The organism is [Clostridium] clostridioforme AGR2157, from assembly GCF_000424325.1.
Taxonomy (GTDB): domain Bacteria; phylum Bacillota; class Clostridia; order Lachnospirales; family Lachnospiraceae; genus Enterocloster; species Enterocloster clostridioformis_A.
The window spans coordinates 1-23,167 of the sequence record NZ_AUJR01000065.1; the positions used below are offsets into that span (position 1 = coordinate 1).

At 45.1% G+C, this 23,167-nt stretch carries 25 protein-coding genes and 7 pseudogenes; 26 read left to right on the forward strand and 6 right to left on the reverse strand.

Going from position 1 to position 23,167, the window contains the following annotated elements; genetic code table 11:
- A partial coding sequence (locus tag G614_RS34685; protein ID WP_242828169.1) for a transposase zinc-binding domain-containing protein occupies positions 1-269 on the reverse strand: 269 nt, incomplete at its 3' end.
- A 134-nt stretch (positions 270-403) separates the two neighbouring features.
- Here G614_RS34685 and G614_RS34690 point away from each other — a divergent pair.
- Positions 404-1,808, forward strand: a pseudogene (locus tag G614_RS34690) (relaxase/mobilization nuclease domain-containing protein).
- 200 nt (positions 1,809-2,008) lie between these two features.
- Here the strand turns inward: G614_RS34690 and G614_RS0120930 are convergent.
- Positions 2,009-2,347, reverse strand: coding sequence for a helix-turn-helix domain-containing protein (locus G614_RS0120930; protein WP_027643502.1), 339 nt, complete (start codon positions 2,345-2,347; stop codon positions 2,009-2,011).
- 216 nt (positions 2,348-2,563) lie between these two features.
- Between G614_RS0120930 and G614_RS0120935 the strand changes: the two genes are divergently transcribed.
- The 6 genes and pseudogenes from G614_RS0120935 to G614_RS0120950 all read left to right on the forward strand — a co-directional run bounded on the left by G614_RS0120935 (position 2,564) and on the right by G614_RS0120950 (position 6,447).
- Entirely contained in the window at positions 2,564-3,208 is a 645-nt protein-coding gene (locus tag G614_RS0120935) for a TetR/AcrR family transcriptional regulator (RefSeq protein ID WP_027643503.1), read from the forward strand.
- Position 3,209: 1 nt separating this feature from the next.
- Positions 3,210-3,332, forward strand: coding sequence for a cysteine-rich KTR domain-containing protein (locus G614_RS30510; protein ID WP_334291514.1), 123 nt, complete (start codon positions 3,210-3,212; stop codon positions 3,330-3,332).
- Between the two features lie 113 nt (positions 3,333-3,445).
- Positions 3,446-3,940, forward strand: coding sequence for a DUF6323 family protein (locus G614_RS0120940; protein WP_044918457.1), 495 nt, complete (start codon positions 3,446-3,448; stop codon positions 3,938-3,940).
- Positions 3,927-5,288 carry a DUF6179 domain-containing protein gene (locus G614_RS28315; RefSeq protein ID WP_049948089.1) on the forward strand — a complete coding sequence of 454 codons (1,362 nt, stop codon included), beginning with the start codon at positions 3,927-3,929 and terminating at the stop codon, positions 5,286-5,288. The genes G614_RS0120940 and G614_RS28315 overlap by 14 nt, the downstream gene beginning before the upstream one ends.
- A 504-nt stretch (positions 5,289-5,792) precedes the next feature.
- Positions 5,793-5,870 (forward strand): annotated as a pseudogene (locus G614_RS35135) (sigma-70 family RNA polymerase sigma factor); the annotation flags it as partial.
- A gap of 16 nt (positions 5,871-5,886) precedes the next feature.
- Positions 5,887-6,447, forward strand: a complete 561-nt coding sequence (locus G614_RS0120950) for a recombinase family protein (RefSeq protein ID WP_420341536.1) — start codon at positions 5,887-5,889, stop codon at positions 6,445-6,447.
- Here G614_RS0120950 and G614_RS0120955 read toward each other — a convergent pair.
- A complete protein-coding gene (locus G614_RS0120955) occupies positions 6,410-7,006 on the reverse strand; it encodes an ATP-binding protein (RefSeq protein WP_027643506.1) in 597 nt (198 codons plus the stop codon). The two genes, G614_RS0120950 and G614_RS0120955, sit on opposite strands and share 38 nt — an antisense overlap.
- Between G614_RS0120955 and G614_RS0120960 the strand changes: the two are divergent.
- From G614_RS0120960 to G614_RS0121005, 10 genes and pseudogenes are all read left to right on the forward strand, one after another.
- Positions 6,984-7,373, forward strand: a pseudogene (locus G614_RS0120960) (hypothetical protein); the annotation flags it as partial. The gene G614_RS0120955 and the pseudogene G614_RS0120960 overlap by 23 nt on opposite strands.
- A gap of 358 nt (positions 7,374-7,731) precedes the next feature.
- The gene (locus G614_RS0120965; RefSeq protein WP_027643508.1) at positions 7,732-8,583 is read left to right on the forward strand and encodes an RNA polymerase sigma factor; all 852 of its coding nucleotides are present in this window, start codon (positions 7,732-7,734) and stop codon (positions 8,581-8,583) included.
- 15 nt (positions 8,584-8,598) lie between these two features.
- Entirely contained in the window at positions 8,599-9,282 is a 684-nt protein-coding gene (locus G614_RS0120970) for a DUF2461 domain-containing protein (RefSeq protein WP_027643509.1), read from the forward strand.
- Positions 9,283-9,295: 13 nt separating this feature from the next.
- Entirely contained in the window at positions 9,296-9,643 is a 348-nt protein-coding gene (locus tag G614_RS0120975; protein ID WP_027643510.1) for a TIGR04076 family protein, read from the forward strand.
- A 570-nt stretch (positions 9,644-10,213) separates the two neighbouring features.
- Positions 10,214-10,600 carry an RNA polymerase sigma factor gene (locus G614_RS30515; protein WP_044918459.1) on the forward strand — a complete coding sequence of 129 codons (387 nt, stop codon included), beginning with the start codon at positions 10,214-10,216 and terminating at the stop codon, positions 10,598-10,600.
- Positions 10,591-10,878: pseudogene (locus tag G614_RS28325) on the forward strand (winged helix-turn-helix domain-containing protein); the annotation flags it as partial. The gene G614_RS30515 and the pseudogene G614_RS28325, both read left to right, overlap by 10 nt.
- Before the next feature lies 1 nt (position 10,879).
- On the forward strand, positions 10,880-11,803 hold the full coding sequence (locus G614_RS0120990; protein WP_027643512.1) for a sensor histidine kinase: 924 nt from the start codon (positions 10,880-10,882) through the stop codon (positions 11,801-11,803).
- Positions 11,804-11,956: 153 nt separating this feature from the next.
- Positions 11,957-12,421: pseudogene (locus tag G614_RS28330) on the forward strand (ABC transporter ATP-binding protein); the annotation flags it as partial.
- Positions 12,405-13,694, forward strand: coding sequence for an ABC transporter permease (locus G614_RS33965; RefSeq protein WP_330367032.1), 1,290 nt, complete (start codon positions 12,405-12,407; stop codon positions 13,692-13,694). The pseudogene G614_RS28330 and the gene G614_RS33965, both read left to right, overlap by 17 nt.
- Positions 13,633-14,274, forward strand: coding sequence for a hypothetical protein (locus G614_RS0121005; RefSeq protein ID WP_027643514.1), 642 nt, complete (start codon positions 13,633-13,635; stop codon positions 14,272-14,274). The genes G614_RS33965 and G614_RS0121005 overlap by 62 nt, the downstream gene beginning before the upstream one ends.
- Before the next feature lie 247 nt (positions 14,275-14,521).
- On the opposite strand, the gene G614_RS0121010 is transcribed toward G614_RS0121005, so the two are convergent.
- Positions 14,522-15,913, reverse strand: a complete 1,392-nt coding sequence (locus G614_RS0121010) for a sensor histidine kinase (RefSeq protein ID WP_027643515.1) — start codon at positions 15,911-15,913, stop codon at positions 14,522-14,524.
- A 1-nt stretch (position 15,914) separates the two neighbouring features.
- A complete protein-coding gene (locus G614_RS0121015) occupies positions 15,915-16,619 on the reverse strand; it encodes a response regulator transcription factor (protein WP_027643516.1) in 705 nt (234 codons plus the stop codon).
- Positions 16,620-16,773: 154 nt separating this feature from the next.
- Between G614_RS0121015 and G614_RS0121020 the strand changes: the two genes are divergently transcribed.
- The 9 genes and pseudogenes from G614_RS0121020 (at position 16,774) to G614_RS0121060 (ending at position 22,555) form a co-directional block, all read left to right on the forward strand.
- Positions 16,774-17,529, forward strand: a complete 756-nt coding sequence (locus G614_RS0121020) for an ABC transporter ATP-binding protein (RefSeq protein WP_027643517.1) — start codon at positions 16,774-16,776, stop codon at positions 17,527-17,529.
- Positions 17,526-18,248: an ABC transporter permease gene (locus tag G614_RS0121025; protein ID WP_027643518.1), complete on the forward strand. Its 723-nt coding sequence runs from the start codon at positions 17,526-17,528 to the stop codon at positions 18,246-18,248. Before G614_RS0121020 ends, G614_RS0121025 begins: the two co-directional genes overlap by 4 nt.
- Positions 18,245-19,015 carry an ABC transporter permease gene (locus G614_RS0121030; RefSeq protein WP_027643519.1) on the forward strand — a complete coding sequence of 257 codons (771 nt, stop codon included), beginning with the start codon at positions 18,245-18,247 and terminating at the stop codon, positions 19,013-19,015. Before G614_RS0121025 ends, G614_RS0121030 begins: the two co-directional genes overlap by 4 nt.
- Positions 19,016-19,017: 2 nt before the next feature.
- Positions 19,018-19,305 carry a DUF308 domain-containing protein gene (locus G614_RS0121035; protein WP_242828170.1) on the forward strand — a complete coding sequence of 96 codons (288 nt, stop codon included), beginning with the start codon at positions 19,018-19,020 and terminating at the stop codon, positions 19,303-19,305.
- Positions 19,306-19,415: 110 nt separating this feature from the next.
- Positions 19,416-19,955, forward strand: a complete 540-nt coding sequence (locus G614_RS0121040; protein ID WP_155245098.1) for a hypothetical protein — start codon at positions 19,416-19,418, stop codon at positions 19,953-19,955.
- A gap of 75 nt (positions 19,956-20,030) precedes the next feature.
- Positions 20,031-20,648, forward strand: a complete 618-nt coding sequence (locus G614_RS0121045) for a TetR/AcrR family transcriptional regulator (RefSeq protein WP_027643522.1) — start codon at positions 20,031-20,033, stop codon at positions 20,646-20,648.
- 75 nt (positions 20,649-20,723) lie between these two features.
- Positions 20,724-20,961: pseudogene (locus G614_RS35140) on the forward strand (ABC transporter ATP-binding protein); the annotation flags it as partial.
- Between the two features lie 383 nt (positions 20,962-21,344).
- Entirely contained in the window at positions 21,345-21,989 is a 645-nt protein-coding gene (locus G614_RS0121055; RefSeq protein WP_027643524.1) for a TetR/AcrR family transcriptional regulator, read from the forward strand.
- Positions 21,986-22,555 carry a flavodoxin family protein gene (locus G614_RS0121060; RefSeq protein WP_027643525.1) on the forward strand — a complete coding sequence of 190 codons (570 nt, stop codon included), beginning with the start codon at positions 21,986-21,988 and terminating at the stop codon, positions 22,553-22,555. Before G614_RS0121055 ends, G614_RS0121060 begins: the two co-directional genes overlap by 4 nt.
- A gap of 206 nt (positions 22,556-22,761) precedes the next feature.
- Here G614_RS0121060 and G614_RS0121065 read toward each other — a convergent pair.
- Positions 22,762-23,167: pseudogene (locus G614_RS0121065) on the reverse strand (hypothetical protein); the annotation flags it as partial.

A 23,167-nucleotide genomic window follows, 5' to 3' on the forward strand; every position in this document is an offset into this window, starting at 1 on the left:
CAGGAAACCAGTTTACAGGACATACGAAAAGCCCGTTTCTGATTATACATGTTGCCACAGGAAGGACAGAAACGGCTTTTACAGGAAAAAGGGACAAATTTAAGGTTCCCACAATGAGGGCAGCCAAAGAAAGCGCCGCCAAAAGAAGGATCATGGCAATGGATCATCTTGTTGATGTTATCCAAAACATTTTTGCCAGGACGGAGCACATATTGGATGTATTCAAGGTGGTCAGAAAAAATAGTCTGGAGGATGTTGTTATAATGCATAAGAACATTTTACAATAAAAAGTCAAAAAGATAAACCCCCAAAACCCCTCATGAGTGAGGGGCAGGGGAGTTGAGAGTGCCGAAGGCACTTTGTTCTCTGCCGGAAAGGAGGTGCAGTTACGGCTACCACCCGATTGATTACCCACCATATCAGCAAGGGGGAAACCATTGGGCAGTCTTTGAAAGACCGTCTGGACTATGGGAAGAACCCGGAGAAAACCCAGGGCGGGGAGCTCATTTCTGCCTATGAGTGCGACCACCAGACCGCCGATGCCGAGTTCCTGCTCTCCAAGGCAAAGTACAAGGCTGTCACGGGCCGGGAACAAAAGCGGGAGGTGGAGGTGCTCTGCTACCAGATCCGCCAGTCCTTTGCCCCCGGGGAAATTACCCCGGAGGAGGCCAACCGGATAGGTTATGAAACGGCCATGCGCTGGACAAAGGGCAAACACGCCTTTTTCGTTGCCACCCATACGGACAAGAAACATATCCATAACCACATTTATTACAATCCGATCTCGCTGGACTACACCCGGAAATTCCGGGACTTCTGGAGGTCGGCGGGGGCTTTGCGGCGGCTCTCTGACCGGGTATGTCTGGAAAATGACCTGTCCGTGATCCAGAACCCAAAGCTCCACAGCAAGGGCCGTTTCCTGCATTACGGCCAGTGGATCGGGGAACGGCCCCCGTCTGCACAGCAGAGGGTGAGGCGGGCCATCGTTGCCGCTCTGGAGCAAAAGCCCGCCGACTTTGCGGCGTTCCTCCGGCTTATGGAGGAGTCCGGCTTTGCGGTAAAGCATGGGCGGGGGGCGTGATTTCCTTTCTTGCTCCGGGGCAGGATAAACCTACCCGCCTGCGTTCCTCTACCCTCGGGGACGGTTTTGATCCCGGGGACATCCGGGCGGTGATTGCCGGGGAGCGGCCCATCCCGGTACTGGCAGACGAGGCTCCGGCTCCGGCCCGGCGTGTCAATCTGATAATAGATATTCAACAGCGCATGGCCCAGGGCAAAGGCCCAGCCTATGAACGGTGGGTCAAGGTTTACAACCTTAAACAGATGGCCGCCGCCCTCCAGTATCTGCGGGAGCATGACCTTATGGACTATGAAACGATGGCGGCCAGCACCGAGGCGGCGGTGGAGCGTTTTCATGCTCTCGCCAGGGAGCTGCGGGAAACAGAGGCGGCCCTCGAAAAGACAGCCGGGCTTATGGCGGCAACGGTGGATTATGCCAAGACCCGGCCCGTATTTGATGGCTATAAGGCGGCCGGTACAGTAAAAAATATCTGGCCCAGCATGAGGCGGAGCTTGCTGACTACCGGGCGGCAAAGGCGGCGCTCAACGAGCTTTTGGCCGGGGAGAAACTTCCCAAAATGGCGGATATGAAAAAGGCCCGCCAGGAGCTGGCGGGAAAGAAAAAAGCCCTCTATGCCGAGTACCGCAAGGCCCAGGCGGATATGCGGCAGGCCGTGGTGGTTAAGGCAAATATTGATCATCTGCTCGGCCATACGGACGGGCGGGAAAATAAGGCCCAGGAGCGATAGCGACAGGCCGCAGACAACAGGCGCATAGCGCCGGGACTTTGGGACACTTTGTCCCGAAGTCCAGCGGGTTTGGGGAGCTTCCCAACAAGCATTTTTGCGGGGCCTGCGGCCCGGCAAAAATAGCAGGTGTGGCCACACCTGCCCTGCTTGCCGTTTCGTGCAAGCCTGAGAATAGCGCAAAAAACGGAGGTTACGCTTTCTTACGCTTCCTCCGTTTCCCGGGCCTGCTTGAGCCCCTCTGCTGTGGCTTTTATTACAGTTAATTCTTTTTCGTCCATGGAATTGAGCAGTATATCAATCTGCTTTCTGCAAGAGCTTTCGCCGCTTAATTGATCCACTGAAATGTCCAGCAGGGTGACAAGCTGGTAAAAGGTGTTGAGGCTTGGGTGCTGGCCCCTGTTCTCAATATACATGATGGAGCGTGGCACACGATCCACCAACTGAGCGAGGTATTCCTGCGTCCAGCCCTTTTCCTCTCTTTTGCGTTTGATCTCCCGGCCCAGGGCGTGGAAGTCAAGTTGTTTGTCGTATTGGTACATTCTCATATCACCCTATATTATTCTACATTTCGGGTGAGACTATGAGAACGAAGTGCATTTTTACTTTAAGTAGTATTTTATTTCGTGTCAAGCGACTTTATAGCATCAAACCCGATTTCCATTTGCTCGACCATACAGGTAGTATTTAATTTCATCTTGACCACGCCTTTGTATTGTGGTATACTATGAGTATACTAAATAGAACGGTGGTTTAACATGGACAGACAAAACAAGAAAGAGGCTATTGCAGCTTTACACAAAGAGCAAATTATGAAAGCGGCTGTAAGACTGTTTTCTGAAAAAGGGTTTGCACAAACTACGATCAATGATATTTCAAAAACATCTGAATATAGTCGCCGTACAATTTATGCCTATTACGAAAGCAAAGAAGATATTTTACATCATATTGTCGAAAAAGGATTGCTTATCTTAAAACAGAACATTGAGGATAGCATAAACTTCAATGAAGATTTTATGGAGCAGTACAAGGGGATTTGTATTGCGATGAGTAAATATCAAAATGACTACTCACATTCCGCAAATCATGTAAATAGTGCAAATTCTGCCAACCTTGATTTCAATAGCCTTTCGGACACAGTAAAACATATTTTGGTTTTGGGAACAGAAATAAATAATCTTCTGGCAGAATTTATTGAGGGCGGAAAGAGTAAGGGCATTGTCCATCCAGATGTTGTTCCAATGATGACAGTGTATATTTTGTGGTCAAACATTGACGCCTTACTTGTACTTGCCCAAACAAAAGGAAAATTCATAGCAAAGCAGTTTTCGATTTCGGAAAAGGACTTTTTAGATTATGGCTTTAGGCAGATTATCAATTCAATTTTGAAAGAAAGGGTTTGAAATGAAAAATCGCACATGGCTGATATGCCCAATATGCGGCGGAAAAACCCGAAGTCAAATCCGGGAAGATACGATTTTGATAAACTATCCTCTTTTCTGCCCTAAAGTAAGCATGAAATACTGATTAACGTACAACGCCTGAACACCATCATTGTGCAGGTATCAGAAAACAAAGCGGCAAACCTCTAACTGGAACTTTGGGACAATTTGTCCCAAAGTCCAAAAAAGGAGAATGGAATGGAAAAAGACAGCTTGCACTTTGCTCTTGCTTCAATCAGCGGGGCGATGGAACAGCAGGTTACAGACAAAATACTTTCTTGTAATCAAAATACGGCGGCATACGGATTAGTTTTAACACAACAGCAAGCCGTTGCCCTCGCACATACTCGGACATGTGCCTTAAAGGATACGAAACGGATTGAATTTAATAGCGGCATCATCGACAAACTGATTATGGCCTTTTGCAATTCACCGTATATATCAAACGAGAACTACGAGGATACTTTACATGAACTGATTGGGATGTTTTACGATTTCAAAAATGATACTTGGGATGCTGTGACGGATGACGAACTAATCAGTTTTATGAAAAAGGCATTTAATGGGCGCTGTCGTGGCTCACTGGAGCTGCTTTCAAGCGAGGCGTTGCCGCAATTATCCAAACATATTCATAGTGGACGTTCTTTTGGAACATTCAAGCAGTATTCGGAGGAACAGCATGACCGTACTTGATATTTTACATCCAATCTTACCAGAGCGGTTAAATTCAAGATATTATTTTCAATCCCTTATGGAACAGGCGCATCTTTGCGGGTTACTGTCGGATCAAGAATTATCAAAAATCCAAACGGAACTGCTGATCATTCTTGCGGAGCAGACCGACAAATGGAGCCAGGGAAAAAGTAGCTCTATCCCCACGGAAAAGGCGCAGGAGCTTTTGACTTCTGCCGCTTTTGTGATAGGGGTACAGTTAAAGACCTATCAAGCACCGGAAAGCGCAGTAGAGGCATTGAAAACAGAACCGTTGAAGTCTCTTTTTGAAAAGGGATTAAAATTGGTGGAGCGCAAAATAGCAATTTCACGCCATCGACAAAAGCGTATAACGGCACATTTGCTCAACACGCCCAATGTATATTATCGCTCTACAATCGTAGACGGCATTAACGGTTTTTTCAAACTATACCGGCCACAATTTACCGCCCAGGAAATCCACATCACGGCTGATTATCCCACCTACTTGGGCAGACCCAATTTTGACGGTATAGAGTTTATCGAACGATATTTGCGGTGCATTGAAGCGGAGAATGAGTTTTGTATGCACTTTGCTCCACGGGACATACACCATCTGTTGTGTGGGCTCACTCAAGATTATCGTAGTGTTCCCATGAACCTGTTTGAACCTGTATTTCTATCTGCGCTTGGACTTACTATCCTACACCGCAACCCAGAAAGACTTGATTTATCACAAGATGATATTGTTTCTCTGTATTACTCTTTTTCTGAAAAATCAAATCAAGAAATACAGTCTATTCTTGAAAATGCGTTTTGCGATTTGGATAGAAAGATGGAACTGCCGGAAATTTCAAAACGCTATATCCATTTGTGCATACCAAAACTTGCTGAAACTATCCAAAAATCAGTTGCCTTAAAAACTATGGACAAAGTATTTCTTGTTCCGGCTTATCCAGAGCACGAGCCTAAAATCACAATTTCTTACGGAGAACGCATGAACGATATAAAATATCAAACACTGATTGATAGTATTTTACAAGCGGATGGTAGTCAAGATAAAGTCAAATTGATATTGCAAGAAGTCCACTCACTGGCAGACCTTTTGGATATTTTATCTGATGCAGAGCTATATAAGGAGGATTTTGAACTTTTAACGAATTTATTACCGACCCCAGTGTTTGTCGCTCTGCTCAATCAATATCCGAGTGATGATTTTTTAGAGCGAGAAAGCGATAAATTATTATATGCCGCACTACAGAGCAGAAAGCAACATATTTCTCCCGAAGAAATGCGGCAGATAAAAAAAGTAACTGCTGCTCTAAAAAACGGAAATATTGATCGAGAATAAAGAGCCAGACGCTAAGACGCAGAGCCGATAAACTCGTGAGAGATCACGGTTTATCGGCTTTTTCTGTTTCCATGCAAAACTGCTTCTAGTGTTTGCGACATGGATAGACGGCGGTTTTGAAATAACAAATTTCAAGCCGCCGTTTTCTTTTGAAAAAAGAGAATACGGAGGGTGTATTAAAGTCGCCCTTTTTTAAGGACACGGCGGTGCCCAGGAGGTATCGCTGTGTCCATTTTCATATTTTGTAGTCCCCGTGAGCTCTATCAGTTAAAAAAAGTGTAGCCCCTCCCCCGGAGCAGTCCGGCTATGGATATGAAAACAAGCAGTACATAAATGAATATATTATTTCGTGCGTCTGCATGGCTTTGTGTCATGTGGGCGTTTTTTGTTATCCGTACTTCGAGACAAAGTGTCCCGAGGTGCGGTGTAACTCCCCGGGATGCCGCTCCCCGCCGCCCCCGTTTCGGTCACTCATTCAACCAACACCGAAACGGGGGTTTAATTATGACTACAATCAATCTGAAAGATTTTTATTATTGGTACACGCAGGATCAGTTTATCCCTGTCCGGCATGAACAAGCGGGGGATCACCTATTACTTGAATGACCACGGGACACTTTGTCCCACAGCCTATAAGCAACAGCAGGGGCTCAAGTACAACGCCCCCAACGCCCAGGGCAATCCTATGTGGAGTACAATCACCATAGACACGATCTTAAAAAACCGTGTTTATGTGGGGGATATGGTACAAGGCCGCCAGCGGGTGAAAAGCTATAAAATCCATATTCAAGAAAAGGTGCCGGAGGAAGAATGGTTTATCGTGGAGAATACCCACGAGGCCATCATAGACCGGGAAACCTTTGCAAAGGTGCAGAGCCTGCTCAAACGGGATACTCGCACCGCTCCCAAAGCTAAACAGCTTTACCTGTTCAGTGGTTTTCTGAAATGTGCTGACTGTGGCCGGGCGATGTCCCGGATCGCATCCAAAGGGATTTATGTATATTATCAATGCGGCACTTATAAAAGTCTGTCAAAAAAGGCTTGCACCATGCACTTGATTAAAAGTGACCGCCTTGAGGCCGGGGTGCTGTTTGCGATCCAACAACAGGTGCATCTGGCAATTACCTATTCCGAGCTTGTTGCCCGTATAAGGGTTTAACGGCTGGAAAAACAGGGCTATGTGTTGTAAGCAAAATCTGTGTATTGGCTGCCTGAGCCAGTTCCTTTAGTGCTTTTATCAGCACTCGCTGGTTATTGGAATGCTGGGAAGTTTCTGGTTCTTCAATCGCATAAATTATCCCCGTGTTGTCACCTTCGGCAGCTCTCCGCTCAGCTTCTGCTCTGAAAAAATTCAACAGGACAAGTCTTTTGACACCGCTTCCTCTTTTATTGATAGGAATGTCCTCATCTCCTGAAATTGACACTGCCTTAAAAACATCCGCCCATTTTAACTTGTCAGCAGTAGGGATAACCGGATTCAGACTGTTTGCAACAGCAGGATCCATTTCCCGCAACTTTTCCAACGTTCTGCTTGAAACTTCCTTTAGCTTTGTTTCTACAACCTCAGCTACTGAAGCCAACGTTTGTTGCAATTCTTCATCATTGATGATCTGCTTAACTGCCTCTTTTAATGGATCCTGAACTTCACTGTCGCCATTACTTCCTGAACGCCGTGACCGTGGCTGACCTGCTGCCCTGGCCGGAGAGATACAGTCCACGGAGGCCCGGCTCTCCCAAACTTCTGAGCTGATGGCCGCTGTGGTGAGCTACGCCAAGACCCGGCCTGTATTCGATGGGTACAAGGCGTCCAAGTATTCCAAAAAGTATCTGGCCCAGCACGAGGCGGAGCTGGCCGACTACCGGGCGGCCAAGGCTGCAATCAATGACATTTTGGGCGGGGCCAAGCTCCCCAAAATGGACGTACTGAAAAAGGAGCGCCAGGAACTGGCCGACAAGAAAAAGGCCCTTTATATCGAGTACCGGGAGGCCCAGCGGCAGATGCGTGAGCTGGTGGCCGTCAAGGGCAGTGTGGATCATCTGCTCGGCCTGACGGACGGGCGGGAAAATAAGGCCCAGGAGCGGTGAGCGACAGGGCCGCAGACAATGGGACTTCTGGCCAGTGTGGCCAGAAGTCCATCGGGTTTGGGGGAACCCCAACAAGCATTTTCGCGGCGCGAAAATCGCAAGTGTCTATACACTTGCCTTGCTTGCCGCTAACGTGCTCCCCCGGAAACCCCGCGAAAAACGGAGGCGGCGTTTTCCCTATGTCCCCAACCTTTCACGGGCTTTGTGGATGCCCCTTGATATTCTCGCTGTGAATTAGATGTGTGTTTGGTGAAATCCTTGCTATGTGCTTTATAATAATAAATAGGAGAATTTAGAAAATTTCTTGTCACAAATTCTCTCTCCGATTGTCTAATAAAGTATAGGAGGTAAAAAAGCCATGGACAACATAGAAAACAAAGAACTGCTGATCCTGATCGAGCAAGCCACCGCCGGAAACAAAGACGCACTGGAAACCATTATCCTTAGTGTGCAGGATTTAGTATTCAACCTGTCGCTGCGGATGCTTGGAACCTTTCCAGACGCGGAGGACGCATCACAAGACATTCTGCTGAAAGTCATCACACACTTATCCTCATTCAAACAGGATAGCTCTTTTTCCACTTGGGTATTCAGTATTGCGGTCAACCACTTGAAAAACTACAAAAAGCATATGTTCGCAAAATTTCCTCTTAGCTTCGAGTTTTATGGGGATGATATTCTGAATGGAAAAATTGATGATGTGCCGGACTTGACGCAGGACATGGAAAAATCCATCCTGGCGGAAGAACTGAAAATGTCCTGCACCAACGTCATGCTCCAGTGCCTTGATGTGGAAAGCCGCTGTATTTTTATCCTGGGCACGATGTTCAAGGTGGACAGCCGAATTGCGGGAGATATTTTGGGGATCACCGCAGAAGCATACCGGCAGAGATTGTCCCGGATCAGAAAGAAAATGGCAGACTTTTTGCGCGACTATTGCGGCGAATATGGAAACGGGAAGTGCCATTGTATCAACCGGGTCAATTACGCCATTCAAAACCATCGAATTTCTCCGGCCCATTTGGACTTTACCGCCGCCACACCTATACCCCCCAAAACTATGCTGGAAGTAAAAGAAGCGATGGAGTCCATTGATGATTTGTCAGAGGAGTTCTCTTTCTGCAAAACATATCAATCGCCGGAGGCTTTGAAGCAGTTTATCCAAAAATTTTTAGATGGGACAGCCCTATCCGTCGTCCAAAATGCGTAGGAGGAAATTGGCTCAATGAATATATCGGCTATTTTGAAATACCTGACCGAGCTGCGCGATAACAACAACCGGGAATGGTATCATGCACATAAGGCAGAGTATAAAGCGGCAAATGCGGAATTTGAAGCGTTGATCCAGACGCTTATTTTCAGCATTGGAGAATTTGATCCCAGCGTCCTGCATAATGCCCCGCAAACGCTCACGTTCAAACTGAACCGGGACACCCGGTTTAGCCATGACAAGTCCCCGTATAACCCCGCTTTTCGCGCCCACATTTCCTCTATGGGAAAATTGCCTGTCCCGGTCGGGTATTATCTGATGATAAAACCGGGGGATCAATCGTTTTTAGGCGGGGGCCTGTTTGCGGATATGTTCAAGGATGCGACAACTATGGTACGGGACTACATTTCCGCTAACGGTGAGGAATGGGAACAAATTGTCAATGCTCCAGAGTTCAAAAAGCACTTCACTGTGCAAGGGACGGCGCTTAAAAATGTTCCTGCCGGATATGATAGAGAACACCCCCAGGCAGAGAGTCTAAAGTTCAAGAGCTGGTATCTGGAATATCCTATCAAAGATGCGGAGCTTGACGATGCGGAACAGTTCCTTACTTGTGCTACGGAGCTTTTTCGCCTGATGAAGCCGTTTAATGACTATCTGAATAAGGCTCTCGCTGGTTTTCAAATGCCGACACGGTGAGAGGAGCATCAATATGAAAAAATGGCTTGATGAAGAATACGAATTTGAAGTTGAAGTAACTGGCTTTCTGCGCGGCGACCATACGGAGCATTACTGCCGAAACGGGGAAGAAATTGGGGACAAATATACCTTTACCTATGGTTGCCCCGTCAATTCGGAGGGTTATGGTATTTGCTCCAAAGTAATGATGGTGCTTTTCCCGATTATGGAGGCCATAAGGAGCGGCGGGGATTTGGAGAACATCGGCGGCGATGGAAAGTACAGCAAGGTGGCTGTCTGTCCTGATGGATGCGTTATGTTTCGGATTACCGCAAAACCTTTAGGCAATCAAAATCCCTTTAAGGGGAAGTGCTTCAGCTAAAACCTTGTCCTATCAGCGGTTTCAATAAGATGCAAATTTGATATAGAAAATACCATCTGCCCAACGGGATAATAAAAAAACCGTTGTTTTGGCGGCTGGTATCTACGCGCCCCAAAAAACAAGTAGCCTTGCGGCGGTTTTGAAATGACAAATTTCAGACCGCTGCTTTCTATAAGCAAATGAGCAAACAGTATATGTTGTAGTTGCCCATTTTAAGGACACGGCGGTATTCAGGAGGTATCGTCATGTCCGTTCTTATTGTTTCTCCACCTAATTTGTCATCAAAAAAAGCCCGGCCCTGTCATGGGGATGTCCCGCAGTCAACTGCGAAAAAGGTCTTTTCCTGTTGGTGCATCCATTCGTCCTTACACCTGAAACCTGCCAGTACTTAAATAAGAATAATGTCGTACTTGTCCGCGTGGCCTTGCGCCATGCGGACATTTTTATATTCTGCTTCTGGCCATCGTGGCCAGAGGTGGTGCGTGGCAGTTCTTCTGGCTGTCGCTCCCCGCCGCCCCTCCATTTCGATCTGCTGTCCGTCAACCGCCCAACATCGAAATGGAGGCAATTATGAAAGTGATCATCCTAAACCACTACTACCCCCATCTGACCGAGCGCATCACGATGGAAGTATCGGACGAAATCGCCGTGACCCTCTCCGCCGGGGGCCGCCTGGGCGACAGCTACAAGCGCCGCAAGCGGGATCGCGGCGAGTGTTCCCTGGACAGCACCCCCGGCTTCGAGGGGGATGTGACCCATCCGCCCCTGACCCCGGAGCAGATCACCGAGGCCGGGGAGAACCGGGCCGCCCTCTATGCGGCCATTGACCAGCTCCCGCCCGTCCAGGCCCGGCGCGTCTATGCCCACTACATACTCGGCATGGGCAGGGCCGACCTTGCGCGGGCCGAGGGCGTGGGGATCAGCCGGGTGAGCGGCTCCATTGGAACGATATGGTAATTGACAAAGAAAACCGCATTGTTTCTATGAACGGTATCGTTGTCGATCTCACCGGCAAAGAATTTGATCTGCTTTTCTTTCTGGCATCTAATAAGGGGCGAGTATATACAAAGAAACAGATTTACACGCAGGTACGGGAAGAAGAATACGCATTTGATGACAATAACATTATGTCCTTTATCAGCAAGCTGCGAAAAAAGATTGAGCCTGACCCAGAGCATCCGTTTTATATACAGACCGTTCGCGGCGTCGGCTATCGCTTCAATAAGGAGGCTTGAAATGGAAATCAATGTTTATCTGTTTCTGGCTTTCATGCTTGCTTTGCTTACTATTGTGTTCCTCATTTCCAAATTGCGGCACGTTAGAGAACAGCTAACAATGATAAAAGACGCTCTGGAAGATATAAAATGCGGTAATCTTAACCGCCGGGTTTTAGCAAAAGAAAGCGATATGACTAAGCAAATCTGCTATGACATCAACGAAATCGCCATCTCCAATCAAACTCGTCTTATCCAGCAGCGGCAAGCAGATCAGGCATATAAACGGTTAATGACAAGTCTCTCCCATGATGTCAAAACACCTCTGGCCTCTTTGGTCGGGTATCTGGAAGCGATTGAAAGCGGGCTTGTTGCCGGGGAAGAAAAGGAAGAATATATTTATGTTGCGTCAGACAAAGCACAACACTTGAAACACTTTGTAGAAAGCTTGTTTGAATGGGTTAAGCTGGATGCGGGGGAACAGATTTTCCGTTTTGAACAGATTGACCTTAACGAGTTGACCCGTAATATCATAGCGGACTGGATTCCTGTTTTAGAAAACAGTCACTTTGAATACGAAATAGAAATACCCGAAACAGAGTACCTTATTCGAATAGACCCCAACGCATATACCCGTATTCTCAATAATTTGTTGCAAAATGTAATCACTCACAGCAATGGCGATAAAGTAGTGCTGTCTATTTCTCATGATAGAGAACAGACCCAAATTGTAGTGGGCGATAATGGAAAAGGAATTTCCCCTGATGATCTTCCACACATTTTTGAAAGAATGTATCAATGTGATAATTCCCGATCCGGAAAAGGAAATGGCTTAGGGTTATCTATTACGAAAGAACTTGTCAACGCCCATAAAGGAATAATTTCCGTTGCCAGCACTCCCGGTTCTGGAACGATGTTTACAATCCTGTTTCCGAAGACCCCATGAACATGCAGAGCTTTTTGCTAAAACAAGAAAAAAACAAGGGTTCGGCAAGGTTTTGGCAAGGTTAGTGTGTCATACTTTTCTTGTAATTAATACAGTCACGACAGCGGCTGGTATATTGCAAGAAAAAACCTATTGAAAGCGAGGGAATCCAACATGGATGATTTTGTGATTGAGACAAAACGATTGACGAAAATCTATGGGGAACAAACTGCCGTTAACGCGGTTGATCTTCATGTAAAAAGAGGCCGTATTTATGGTCTGCTGGGGCGTAACGGTGCCGGAAAAACCACAATTATGAAAATGATTTTGGGCTTGACTTCTATTACGTCTGGCGAGGTGGACGTGTTCGGCAAGAATATCAAAGGACAAGAAAAGCGTGTATATCCCCGTATCGGTGCAATCATCGAAACGCCGGGGTTTTACCCAAACTTGACCGGGACGGAAAACCTGGAGATTTTTGCGAAGCTACGCAGTACAGCCGCCCCTAATGCGGTAAAAAACGCACTGGAAATTGTGGGGCTACCGTATAAAGACAAAAAGTTGTTCAGCAAATATTCCCTTGGTATGAAGCAGCGCCTTGGTATTGCCAATGCCATTTTGCATGACCCAGAACTTTTACAAATGGTCGGCATTTGGCTATACACTCTTTATTTTCCTGCCGGTTGTTTTAGGAATACTTTGTACCATGCTTATCCATGAAGAAAAGCAGAATGATGTCCTGAAACAGCTTTGGATTGTGCCTGTCAGCAAAGCAAAGTATCTTTTCAGTAAATTTTTTGTAGTTTTAGTATACTCAGTCGGGTTTATGATGATTACGGCTCTCGCGGTTCTGTTCAGCGTACTCCCCGGATATGTCGCGTTTGATTGGGGAAGCGTCCTGTATTTGTTGGAAAGGTGTTTCGAGATTGGAGTGCTTACCGCTTTTGCAATGCTTCCGATAACCTATCCCATTGGGTTTCTCAAGCACGTAAAGCTCAGCGAAGGCGAGCAGGCAAAAATAGCCGAAATCCTTTTCGAGATTACAGGATATAATAAGGAAAGAATTTTACAGGAAGTAGCTGGGATTACGCCCGGTGGTTCCGACAATTACACCTTCCAGATCGGTGGGGATGGTATGCAGCAGGACGGCAACGGTGGTTTTACCATAGGCTCGGGTGAGAACCAGCAGAGCAGTCCTGAAAAGATGACGTTCGCAGTAAGGGATGATATGGACTATGCCCGATTCAAGGAACTGATGGGGCAGGCGGATGATCTTCTGGGTGGTGGTTCTAACTACGCGGTGGATTCGCTGATTGGGTATGGAACGGTTCCTCTGACCTATGAAGAGGCAAAAGAGCGGTACGACCTTGCGGTCAGTTCCGATCAAGTGACCGGCGGCTATGCCCGTTTGTTCTCCGATTATGCAGGCGTTATGGTACTGTCAATCCTGCCGGTGTTTCTGGCGGTTATCCTGAGCATGAAAGACAGGCGTGCCAAAATGGAGGCGCTTAATGATTTCGGGTGGCTTATGCCCAGCGTAATGATTTCCACAGCCATTGGTTTGTTCTTGACGGAGTTGACCGGCACGCCCATTGCCGTTGTAGTACAGGGACTTTGGTGGATGCTTGATGTGAATCTAGGAATCAAAACTGTTCATTCGGGGTATTCCCTGCTTCGTCTGACTCCCCGACACAATGCAGGCCCAAAGTCACTGTTCCGTACACAGGACTATCTGGATCATTTCCAGAACCTTGTGCAGAATAGATTGCTGATGGTGGGAATCTCTCTGGCGCTGATCATACTCACAATTTTAATCTATGAAGCAAAAAGAAAGGGGGAATTCGGTGGAAATGCATTCTTCAAAAAAGCGGTTTCCGGTATTAGAAATTGCAAAAATCAATCTCAGGCATAATGCACTTTTATCCATTGCGGTGGCTGTCCTCTTATGCCTTGTAACGCCACTTCTCATCGGCACAGCCAATCTGGATCGTAATTCCGCAGCCATGCCGCTGGAGATGTTTGTTTCCCTGATTGGCGTTGTGCTTCTAACGCCGGTGTTTCAGCCGGAGCAGAACGAGGAAATTGACGATCTGGTATCTTCCAAGTATTGCAGCACAGCAAAGGTCCACCTGATACGAACGGTGTATTCTGCGGGGATTGCCACCCTGCTGATCTGCGTATTTACCGTATATATGAAACTGCAAAGCTGCGATGTCGCGCCGGTTCTGGCACTCGGAACGATAGCAGACGTCCTGTTCTTAGGTTCCATGGGTATGCTGACCTCGGCGGTTACGGGAAATACAGTCATCGGATACATGCCGCCGCTGCTTTATTATGTGCTCAACATCGGTATGGGGCCAAAGCTGGGAAGCTTTTATCTGTTCTCTATGGTCATTGGCAGCTACACAGCAAAGCTGTGGTTGTTCGTTGCGGGACTACTGATGATGGCAGCAGCGTTATTCTATCAAAGGATTCGTAAGCGGATACAGTAAAATAGTCGCAGTGAGAATTAGATTACTACTGCCTGTTCAGAAAGCATGATAATCAAAAGCCCTGATACTCCACAATTTGATGTGGATATCAGGGCTTTACATATTTTCTATTCCGTAATTTTTCCAACTAATACAAACCTGGTATTAAAACTCATAGTGGCAGGCAGAAAGCGTTACGAGCCGATCTGTGGTTGCGGGGGTGATTTCACTTCCAAAACCAGAGCGTTCTTTTGTTTCCTTTTTTGCCTTACATAGTCATCGGCAAGCTCAGATCGACTTCAAAGCCGCCATATTCACTATGCTTTATCAGCATTTTTCCGCTGTGTGCAAATACAATTTGCTTGACAATGAGCAAGCCTAAACCGTGCCGTTGCTCAGAGGTGTTTTCGTCGCAGACCATATAATGCGGAGAATGATTGAGTTTCTCAATCTGCTCATCTGTCACACCTATACCGTCATCGGCAACAACAACCGTATAAAAATGATCTTCAACAATAACACGAACAAAGATATGACAACCCTGTTCGTTATGGTTCATACTGTTTTGAATCAAATTGCTTACTGCTCGTTTGATTAAATCTTTATCAATACATACGGGGCAAGCGGTTAAGGTTTCATCCGTTTTCCATTCAATCATATATTTTTTATCAATATTCATATTGATAAAATCGACCACAACCTGACGGACAACAGCAATTAGATTTTGCTTTTCAGGATTGATTGGCTGCATATTATATTCCAGTTTGGAGGCAAGGTTCAAATCGTTAATTAAGTTCCTCATTCGATTACTTTGCTTCACAATAACCGCAGCCTTTTTTCGGTTATCTTCTGATAGCTGCATATCACTTTCTAACTGTCCGGCATACCCCATTACCATTGACAGCGGTGTGCGTATGTCGTGGGATACCCCTGCAATCCAATTTGCTCTTGCGGTTTCTTTTTTGCGAAGCTTCCTGCTCTGAGTTTGCAAAATATCTGAGGTCTTGTTAATGTTTACCGCAAGCTCAGATAAAAGTCCTTTTTCCCTGATATGGACTTCTTCGTTTGTAGACAAAGCCTGTACTGCGCTGACTATTGGTTTCACGGATTTTAACAGCTTGGAATTGGCAATCACATAGATTATAAAAATCAAGGCTATATTGATCGCAAAAACAGAAAGAACCGTTTTGGGCAAGTTGGCGATTAAATTATAATCCCAGCTCGGCCACATATGTTTCCAAAAGCTGTCTTTCGGATAGCCGAGTACCACAAGTCCGTTTTCTGCTTCTCCTGTAAATGTCGGATACCCGTCTATATAGCCACGGGTTAAGCTTGCTATATTTGAAACGGTGTATGACATAGGTACGGTTTCGGGAAGATTATCCGTTTGCCATACAACTTTCATTGTTGCGTTGTCAATAAAAATTGCCCATACATTCGTATTTTGAAGTTCAATCTCTGTATCTTCGGTCAAAACATATTCATTACCATCCTGCAACAAATTATCGGCAACTTTCTGCGCCGTTGTCCAAGGAGAACCATTTGGTGCTTGATTGAGCATATATGTCCCTAATAAAGCAAAATTCAGAATAATGAGCAACACCGAGGACAAGAGCATAATACCGACAAAACGCCGTATTAGTTTCGGTACGCTTTTCATATTACTTGCCCTCCACAACGAGTTTATAACCAAGTCCCTTAATTGTTATCAGGGAAACAGGCTGAGATGGATTCGCTTCAATCTTTTCTCTGATCCGGCGAATATGCGCCATCAGTGAATTTTCATAACCGAAAGGATTATCGCCCCAAGCGGCTTCACACAAAGCGTCGATCGTAACGATTCGTCCGGCGTTTCGATATAAGGCTGTGAGAATATCATGTTCCTTTGCTGTAAGTGAAATATGCTCTCCGTCCTTTATGATTTCTGCACGCTCAAAGTCAATTTCGCTGTCATGCAATTTTACAAGAGGATTTTCTGTTTTATAACTCCTGCGAAGAATGGCACTCACACGGAACAAAAGCTCCTTTGGCAAAAACGGCTTTACCATGTAATCGTCTGCACCGAGTCCGAAGCCACGAAACTTATCGTTATCCTCGCCACGGGCAGATAAGAACAGCATGGGATAGTCAGCCACTTTTTTAAGCCGCTCCATCAGATCAAACCCATTCCCATCAGGGAGCATTACATCAAGAATTGCAAATTCAGGTTGGTAGGTTTCAGAAACAGTAATCGCTTCACCCACCGTTTTTGCCGATTTAATATTATGAAATCCGTCCTCGTTTAAAATAGACACGACCATATCTAAAAGCTCCTGCTCATCATCGACAAGCAAAATGCGTTTTTGCTTCAAGTAATCATAGTCCATAGGTCTACCTCCTTTGTGTTTCCTATTATACCATAAAAATATGTCATTTTCTAATATGCTCTGAAATGTAAAGTAAATGTAAGGACACGAGAAGGTTAGCACAAGGTTGGGAAGTTACAATGTACTTGCAATGATGCGAAAGGAGCAAAACACAATGAATATTATTGAAACTAAAAATCTGACAAAATCATATGCTGATTTTACTGCGGTTTCGGGTATCAATCTGCATATCCCGAAAGGCGCTGTCTATGGTTTTCTCGGTCCGAACGGTGCTGGAAAGTCCACTACAATGAAAATGTTTTTGGGACTTACCAAACCAACCGATGGCTCATTTACGATTGACGGGAAGATGTACTCCGAAAACAGAGTGCAGATTCTAAAAGAAATCGGCTCGTTTATTGAAGCCCCCGCCTTTTATGGAAATTTAAGCGGTGAAGAAAATCTCGAAATTATTCGCAAGATATTGGGACTTCCCAAATCCTCCGTAGCGGAAGCTCTTGAAATCGTGGGGCTGACGCAATTTAAGAAGCGGCTTGCAAAAAAATATTCCCTTGGAATGAAACAGAGGTTAGGTCTTGCAAGCGCCTTGATTGGAAAACCGCCAATCCTCATTTTAGATGAGCCGACAAACGGACTTGATCCTGTCGGTATCCACGAAATCAGAACGCTGATCCGTTCTTTACCTGAAAAGTTTGATTGTACCGTTTTGGTATCGTCGCATTTGCTGTCCGAAATAGAACTGATGGCGGATACCATCGGTATTTTGAATCACGGTCATCTGCTGTTTGAGGGAACACTTGAGCAGCTTAAAACCAGTGCAGTTTCACAGGGCTACCCTACGGATAATTTGGAGGATACATTCCTTGCCTTGATCGATGCTGACAACAGGCAAAGGGGGGCGGTGCGATGAGCGTTTCTTTGGAATGTAAAAAGGCAAAGCGGACTGGATTTTTACCCACATTTTTATGTGGAGGTATTTTAGCTGCGGTTGTCCCTATTATCAATATGGCTGTCCGTTCGGAAATGTATCTTAACCTGCCAGGAAATCCGATACAAATTCTGCTTGGCGCAAATTGGCAGATGATGGCAATGCTGAACGTGCTGCTTGTAGAGACGGGAGCCTGTCTGTTATATCATACCGAATATGCCGACAATGCAATGCAGAAAATGAAGTCTTTGCCTATTCGTGAAAGTTCTATTTTCTTGAGCAAAGCAGTTTTGACAATTTTTATGAGCCTTTTTGTGCTTGTAATAGAAGCGGGAGCAGTCACATTATGTTCCTATCATTGGTTTGAAATCGGAAGCGGCTTTTTTGGTGAACTGTGCAAAGGCTTCGGGTATTCGTTATTCTTGATGTTACCCTGCATTATTTTGTCGCTTCTTATTTCGGAAGCCTGTAAGAATATGTGGGTATCACTTGGAATTGGCGTAGTATGCGTGTTTACTGCAACTATGCTGCCGACAAGTCACTTTGCTCTTTCTCTCTTTCCCTTTGCACTGCCTTTTCAGATATTTGCGGGTACAGATATAACGCAGTCAACGCACTATATCTGCGGTGCAATCGCAGAGCTTGCTGTGTGTGGTTTGGCGCAGCTCATACTTGTAAAGGTAAGGAGGTCGTTTGAATGAGCTTTTTAACACTTGTCGGCGTAGAGTTCAAAAAAATACGCCGATCTAAAATCCTTTTCATTTTGGCAGTAGCTGCCGTTATTCTTTGGATGCCGTCTATCTTGAATGCCAAAATGAATTTCGGTATGCAGGCAGAGGGAATTTCGCCGGAAAACAATTTCTTTATTCAAGGCTTTATGGGAATGGCGTGGTTTATGTTCCCTGCAAGTATGGTAGTCGGGACAGTTCTTTTAAGTCAGACTGAAAGAGCAAACAAGGGCATTTTGAAAATGCTTTCCCTGCCGATCAGTACAGCGAAACTATGTATAGCCAAGTTTGTTGTGTTGCTAACGCTGGCGGCAACACAAATCTTAATGATGACGGGTGTGTACTATATCAGCGCCGCCATCAGTTCGGGGACACAGGATTATAATTTTATCTTGCCGCCATTGTTTGTTCAAAAAGAGATTAGCTTAATATTTCTGTCCGCAATACCGATGATTGCATTTTTTTGGATGTTATCAGTTTGTATTCAGACGCCGATTTTTTCTATTGGTATCGGCTTGGCTTCGATTGTACCGTCGGTGTTGATCATCAATACAAAAGCGTGGTTTGCTTATCCAATGTCGTATCCGTTTTTCGTTATCACATCCGAATATGGAAAACTTGCAGCAAACCTTGATATAGCGCAGGTTGAGCTAATACCGTGGATACCTGTCGCTATCCTTATTACAATCTTATGTTTAGGCATTTCCTGCCTTCGTTTCGGGCAGGCTGAAAGGAGATAATTATGATGAAAAACAAAATTTTAACCGCTGTCAGCGCCATTATGCTTTTTGTCCCGTGGACAATTCTCCCGCTTAGAACTTTTGATTGGGCGTTAGAATCGCCTGTCGCTGAAATTATGATTGCCTGCTATGCAGCATTTATGATTTTCAGTGGAGTGTTCACCATTATCTCTTATGTCAAGGCAAAGGCTCAAAACAATTTGATGAAAGTTTGTTTAATTGTAAACAGTCTTTATGCAGTTGCCGGTGTTTTCTTTTTAGGACTGATGGTTGTTCAAAATATGATGTAAGGAGGCGCATTCGCTATAATGCGCTTATAGCCATTGCAGTGGCTGTCCTCTTATGCCTTGTCACTCCACTCCTCATCGGCACAGCCAATCTGGATCGTAATTCCGCAGCCATGCCGCTGGAGATGTTTGTTTCCCTGATTGGCGTTGTGCTTCTAACGCCGGTGTTTCAGCCGGAGCAGAACGAGGAAATTGACGATCTGGTATCTTCCAAGTATTGCAGCACAGCAAAGGTCCACCTGATACGAGCGGTGTATTCCGTGGGAATTGCTGCCTTGTTAATCTGCGTATTTGCCACATATATGAAACTGCAAAGCTGTGATGTGACGCCAATTTTGGCGCTAGGGACGATGGCGGATGCCCTATTCTTAGGCTCCATGGGCATGCTGACCTCCGCGCTGACGGGAAATACAGTCATCGGATATATGCCGCCGCTGCTTTATTACGCTCTCAACATCGGTATGGGGCCAAAGCTGGGAAGTTTTTACCTGTTCTTTATGATAACGGGCAACTACACAGCAAAGCTGTGGCTGTTTACGGCAGGGCTGGCAATGATTGCAGCAGCTCTATTCTATCAAAGGCTCCGTAAGAGTATGCTTAAAAAAAGGACATCAATACGCAGTGCTCACTGTGTGTTGATGTCTTTTTATTAAATGAATCAATTTACATTGGCGCTTTACACCAGGGGGTGAAAATATAGTCATTGACAAACTAGGAGGTAGCATATTATGCGTGATGTGAAAGAGCCAGAGATTCGCAGAGCTGAAATCATGGATGCTGCGATCCAGTTATTTACTATAAAAGGATACCTGAATACTACAACGCAGGACATCATTGATAAAGTTCAGATTTCTCGCGGACTTTTATATTATCATTTTAAGAATAAAGAGGATATTCTATACTGTATTATAAACAGATATTCTGAACCATTACTGAAGCAGTTGGAATCATTGGCATATGATGAGACGAAAAGCGCTCCTGAGAAAATCAAAGCATTCGTTTCTCTGACTCTTGTTTCGGATGAGGACATTACGGTTGAAAATTCTGTTCTCCAGGAAGCGGTTAATCTGGAGGAAAATCGCTATATGCTGGATCGTTTTTATCACAGGTTATGTGAGTGTATGATAGGTTACTTTGCCTATATTCTTGAACAAGGAAACGAAGAAGGCGTGTTTCATGTGGAAAAGCCGAAAGAGATGGCGGCATTTTTAATGACTGGATATATTTTTGTATCTAATGACGCTAAGATTGCCAAACAGGATAAGAGACAGTTAGAGAGTTATTTGGAGACATATAAAATACTGTTGGAAAGGGTATTGAATCCTAAAGTGCCGCTTTTTTTCTAAAATTTGAATGAGAGTTTGTATAACAGCAATATCATTCTTATTTTTCACACAATGACTGACAAAATGTCAGTAAGAGAGATGGGTGTTTTGATTGAAACGCCGGTATTTTATGAGCATTTATCAGCGAGCGAAAACCTGGAGATTCATTTAGCCTATATATTCACAGAAGCTTCTGGTGCTGGATGAGCCGTTCAACGGATTGGATCCTATGGGTATCCGGCAAATGCGGGAACTGTTCTTGTCTCAGATCAAAGATTATGACAGGACAGTGTTGATTTCCAGTCATATATTAAGTGAGATCGAGCATATCGCACCTGCCTCTGTGGCTGGTTCCAAACACGGCACAAAGCTCCTATCATTTTGTAGCGTTTACGCTTTTTTGCGTTACATTAGGAATTACCTTAGCGGCAGCTCACAAAATTACGAAAAGCATATGGGTTTCTGTTCTGCTTCATGCATGGTCCAATACTGTTTTAGGAGGGAGGTGTACCTTAACTTCTTTGTGTGGTTTCCCAAGTCTGAAAACCTGGAATGTCAGTTTGGCGCAGATAGTGGTGATAATGATTATAATGGTTGCTTATACTCGGAAAAGGTCTGAGTAGTTTCATAAGTCTGTTACAGGCTTTTCCAGACCCATTGACAAATAGGAGTTTTTTCTATATAATTAAACTGTAAGTTTAATTATTGGAGGGTACTATGGGAAGGAGAAAAAAAGAACCGAGAAGCGTACATCGGGAAAATATCTCCTCTGCGGCAGCCACACTTTTTATGGAAAAGGGAATTTCCCAGACGTCGATGGATGATATTGCAAAAGCGGCGGGCTACAGCAAAGCCATGCTCTATGTGTACTTTGAGAGTAAGGAAGAAATTGTCAGCGTATTGGTACTGGACAGTATGAAAAGGTTATGCTCATATCTTTCCTCGGCTATACAGCAGCAGGAATCTACAAGGGAAAAGTATGACCTGATTTGTCAGGAGCTGGTGCGGTATCAGGAGGAATATCCGTTTTATTTTAATATGACGCTGGAAAAAATCAATATTCAGTTTGAAAACCAGAATACTTATCCAGAGGAGAAGGAAACCTTTCAGGTAGGAGAAGAGATCAGCAAAATGATAAAATCTGTTTTGCTGTCCGGCATGGAAAAGGGCGACTTGCGAACAGACTTGGAGATTGCGCCTACTTCGTTTTCATGCTGGGGGATGCTGGCAGGGCTGATACAGCTGGCAGCAAGTAAAGAAGAATATATCAAACAGTCTATGGGACAATCCAAAGAACAGTTTCTCCAATATGGATTTGATATGTTCTACCAATCTATTGCGAACACGGAGGCAAAGCAATGAGCCAGAAACGAGTACTTGCGATTTTAGGTAGTCCTCATCCAGATGGAATCACGGCAGCCATGCTGAACCATGCCGTTAGTGCGTCGGAAAAGGCGGGATATACTGTTACCAAAATCAATTTATATGAAAAGGATCTTGCTTTCTGCACAGGATGCAGGGTTTGTTTAAAAACAGAACAATGTGTGCAGAAGGATGATATTCAGGAAATCACTTCCCTGCTCCGGGAATGTCAGGTTGTAATCCTTGCGGCTCCTGTATACTGGGCCAATGTTCCAGCGCCTGTGAAAAACCTCTTTGACCGGTTGTTGGGAATTGCCATGGAAGAAACGGCAACCTTCCCTAAACCGAGACTGAGTGGGAAGCGATACATGCTGCTGACCGCCTGCAATACGCCTGCTCCCTTTTCCTGGATATTCGGGCAAAGCAGAGGTGCGATCCGCAATATGGACGAATTCTTTAAAACAGCCGGCATGAAACCTATGGGAAAAATTGTCTGTGCCAATACAGGAAAGCGGAAGACCGTACCGGATCAAGTCCTAAACAAGATAACGAGGTGCTGGAAATGAAGCGATATTATTGAGGATTTCCTTAATGGTCATTTATTAGGAAGCAACGCCAGACCTGACAGTAGCGTAAAATAAATTTCGGGTAATGGGAATTTATGTAAACCATAAAAAGGAATGAAAAGAAAGCACCCCTTTGTGATAATATAGTTTTGCAAACATACACTCACAAAGAAAGGTGCTTTCCATGATTAACAGTATACAACATTTTATCGAAAAAGAAACCTATGAAATTGAAAAGACCATGAGGAAATTTGTGGAAGGAGCTCTTGATATTGATTCCTATGGGAAAGAACTTTGCTGGCAGCGGGGACAACGTCATGGATGGCATCCAGGAACCGTTTGTTTGCAGCTTTTGCTATTTCTGCATACCGGTAGAGGTTGGCGATTGACTTTCCCATGGGAACCCAGCGCTTTGAAGCTGTGCCGTCCCTGTGGCGGACATCCTTATAAGTTTTGAATTCCTTTGGGTCATTGATGGTCAGCTCAATCCGCAGGCAGTTATATTTATCGTACATCTTGATGCTGTTTGACTTCATTTTGAATTTGATCCTCCAGCCCTCGGGACGTTTACGGTAATCGGAGACTGCCTCTCCCAGAAACTTTGCATCAAGT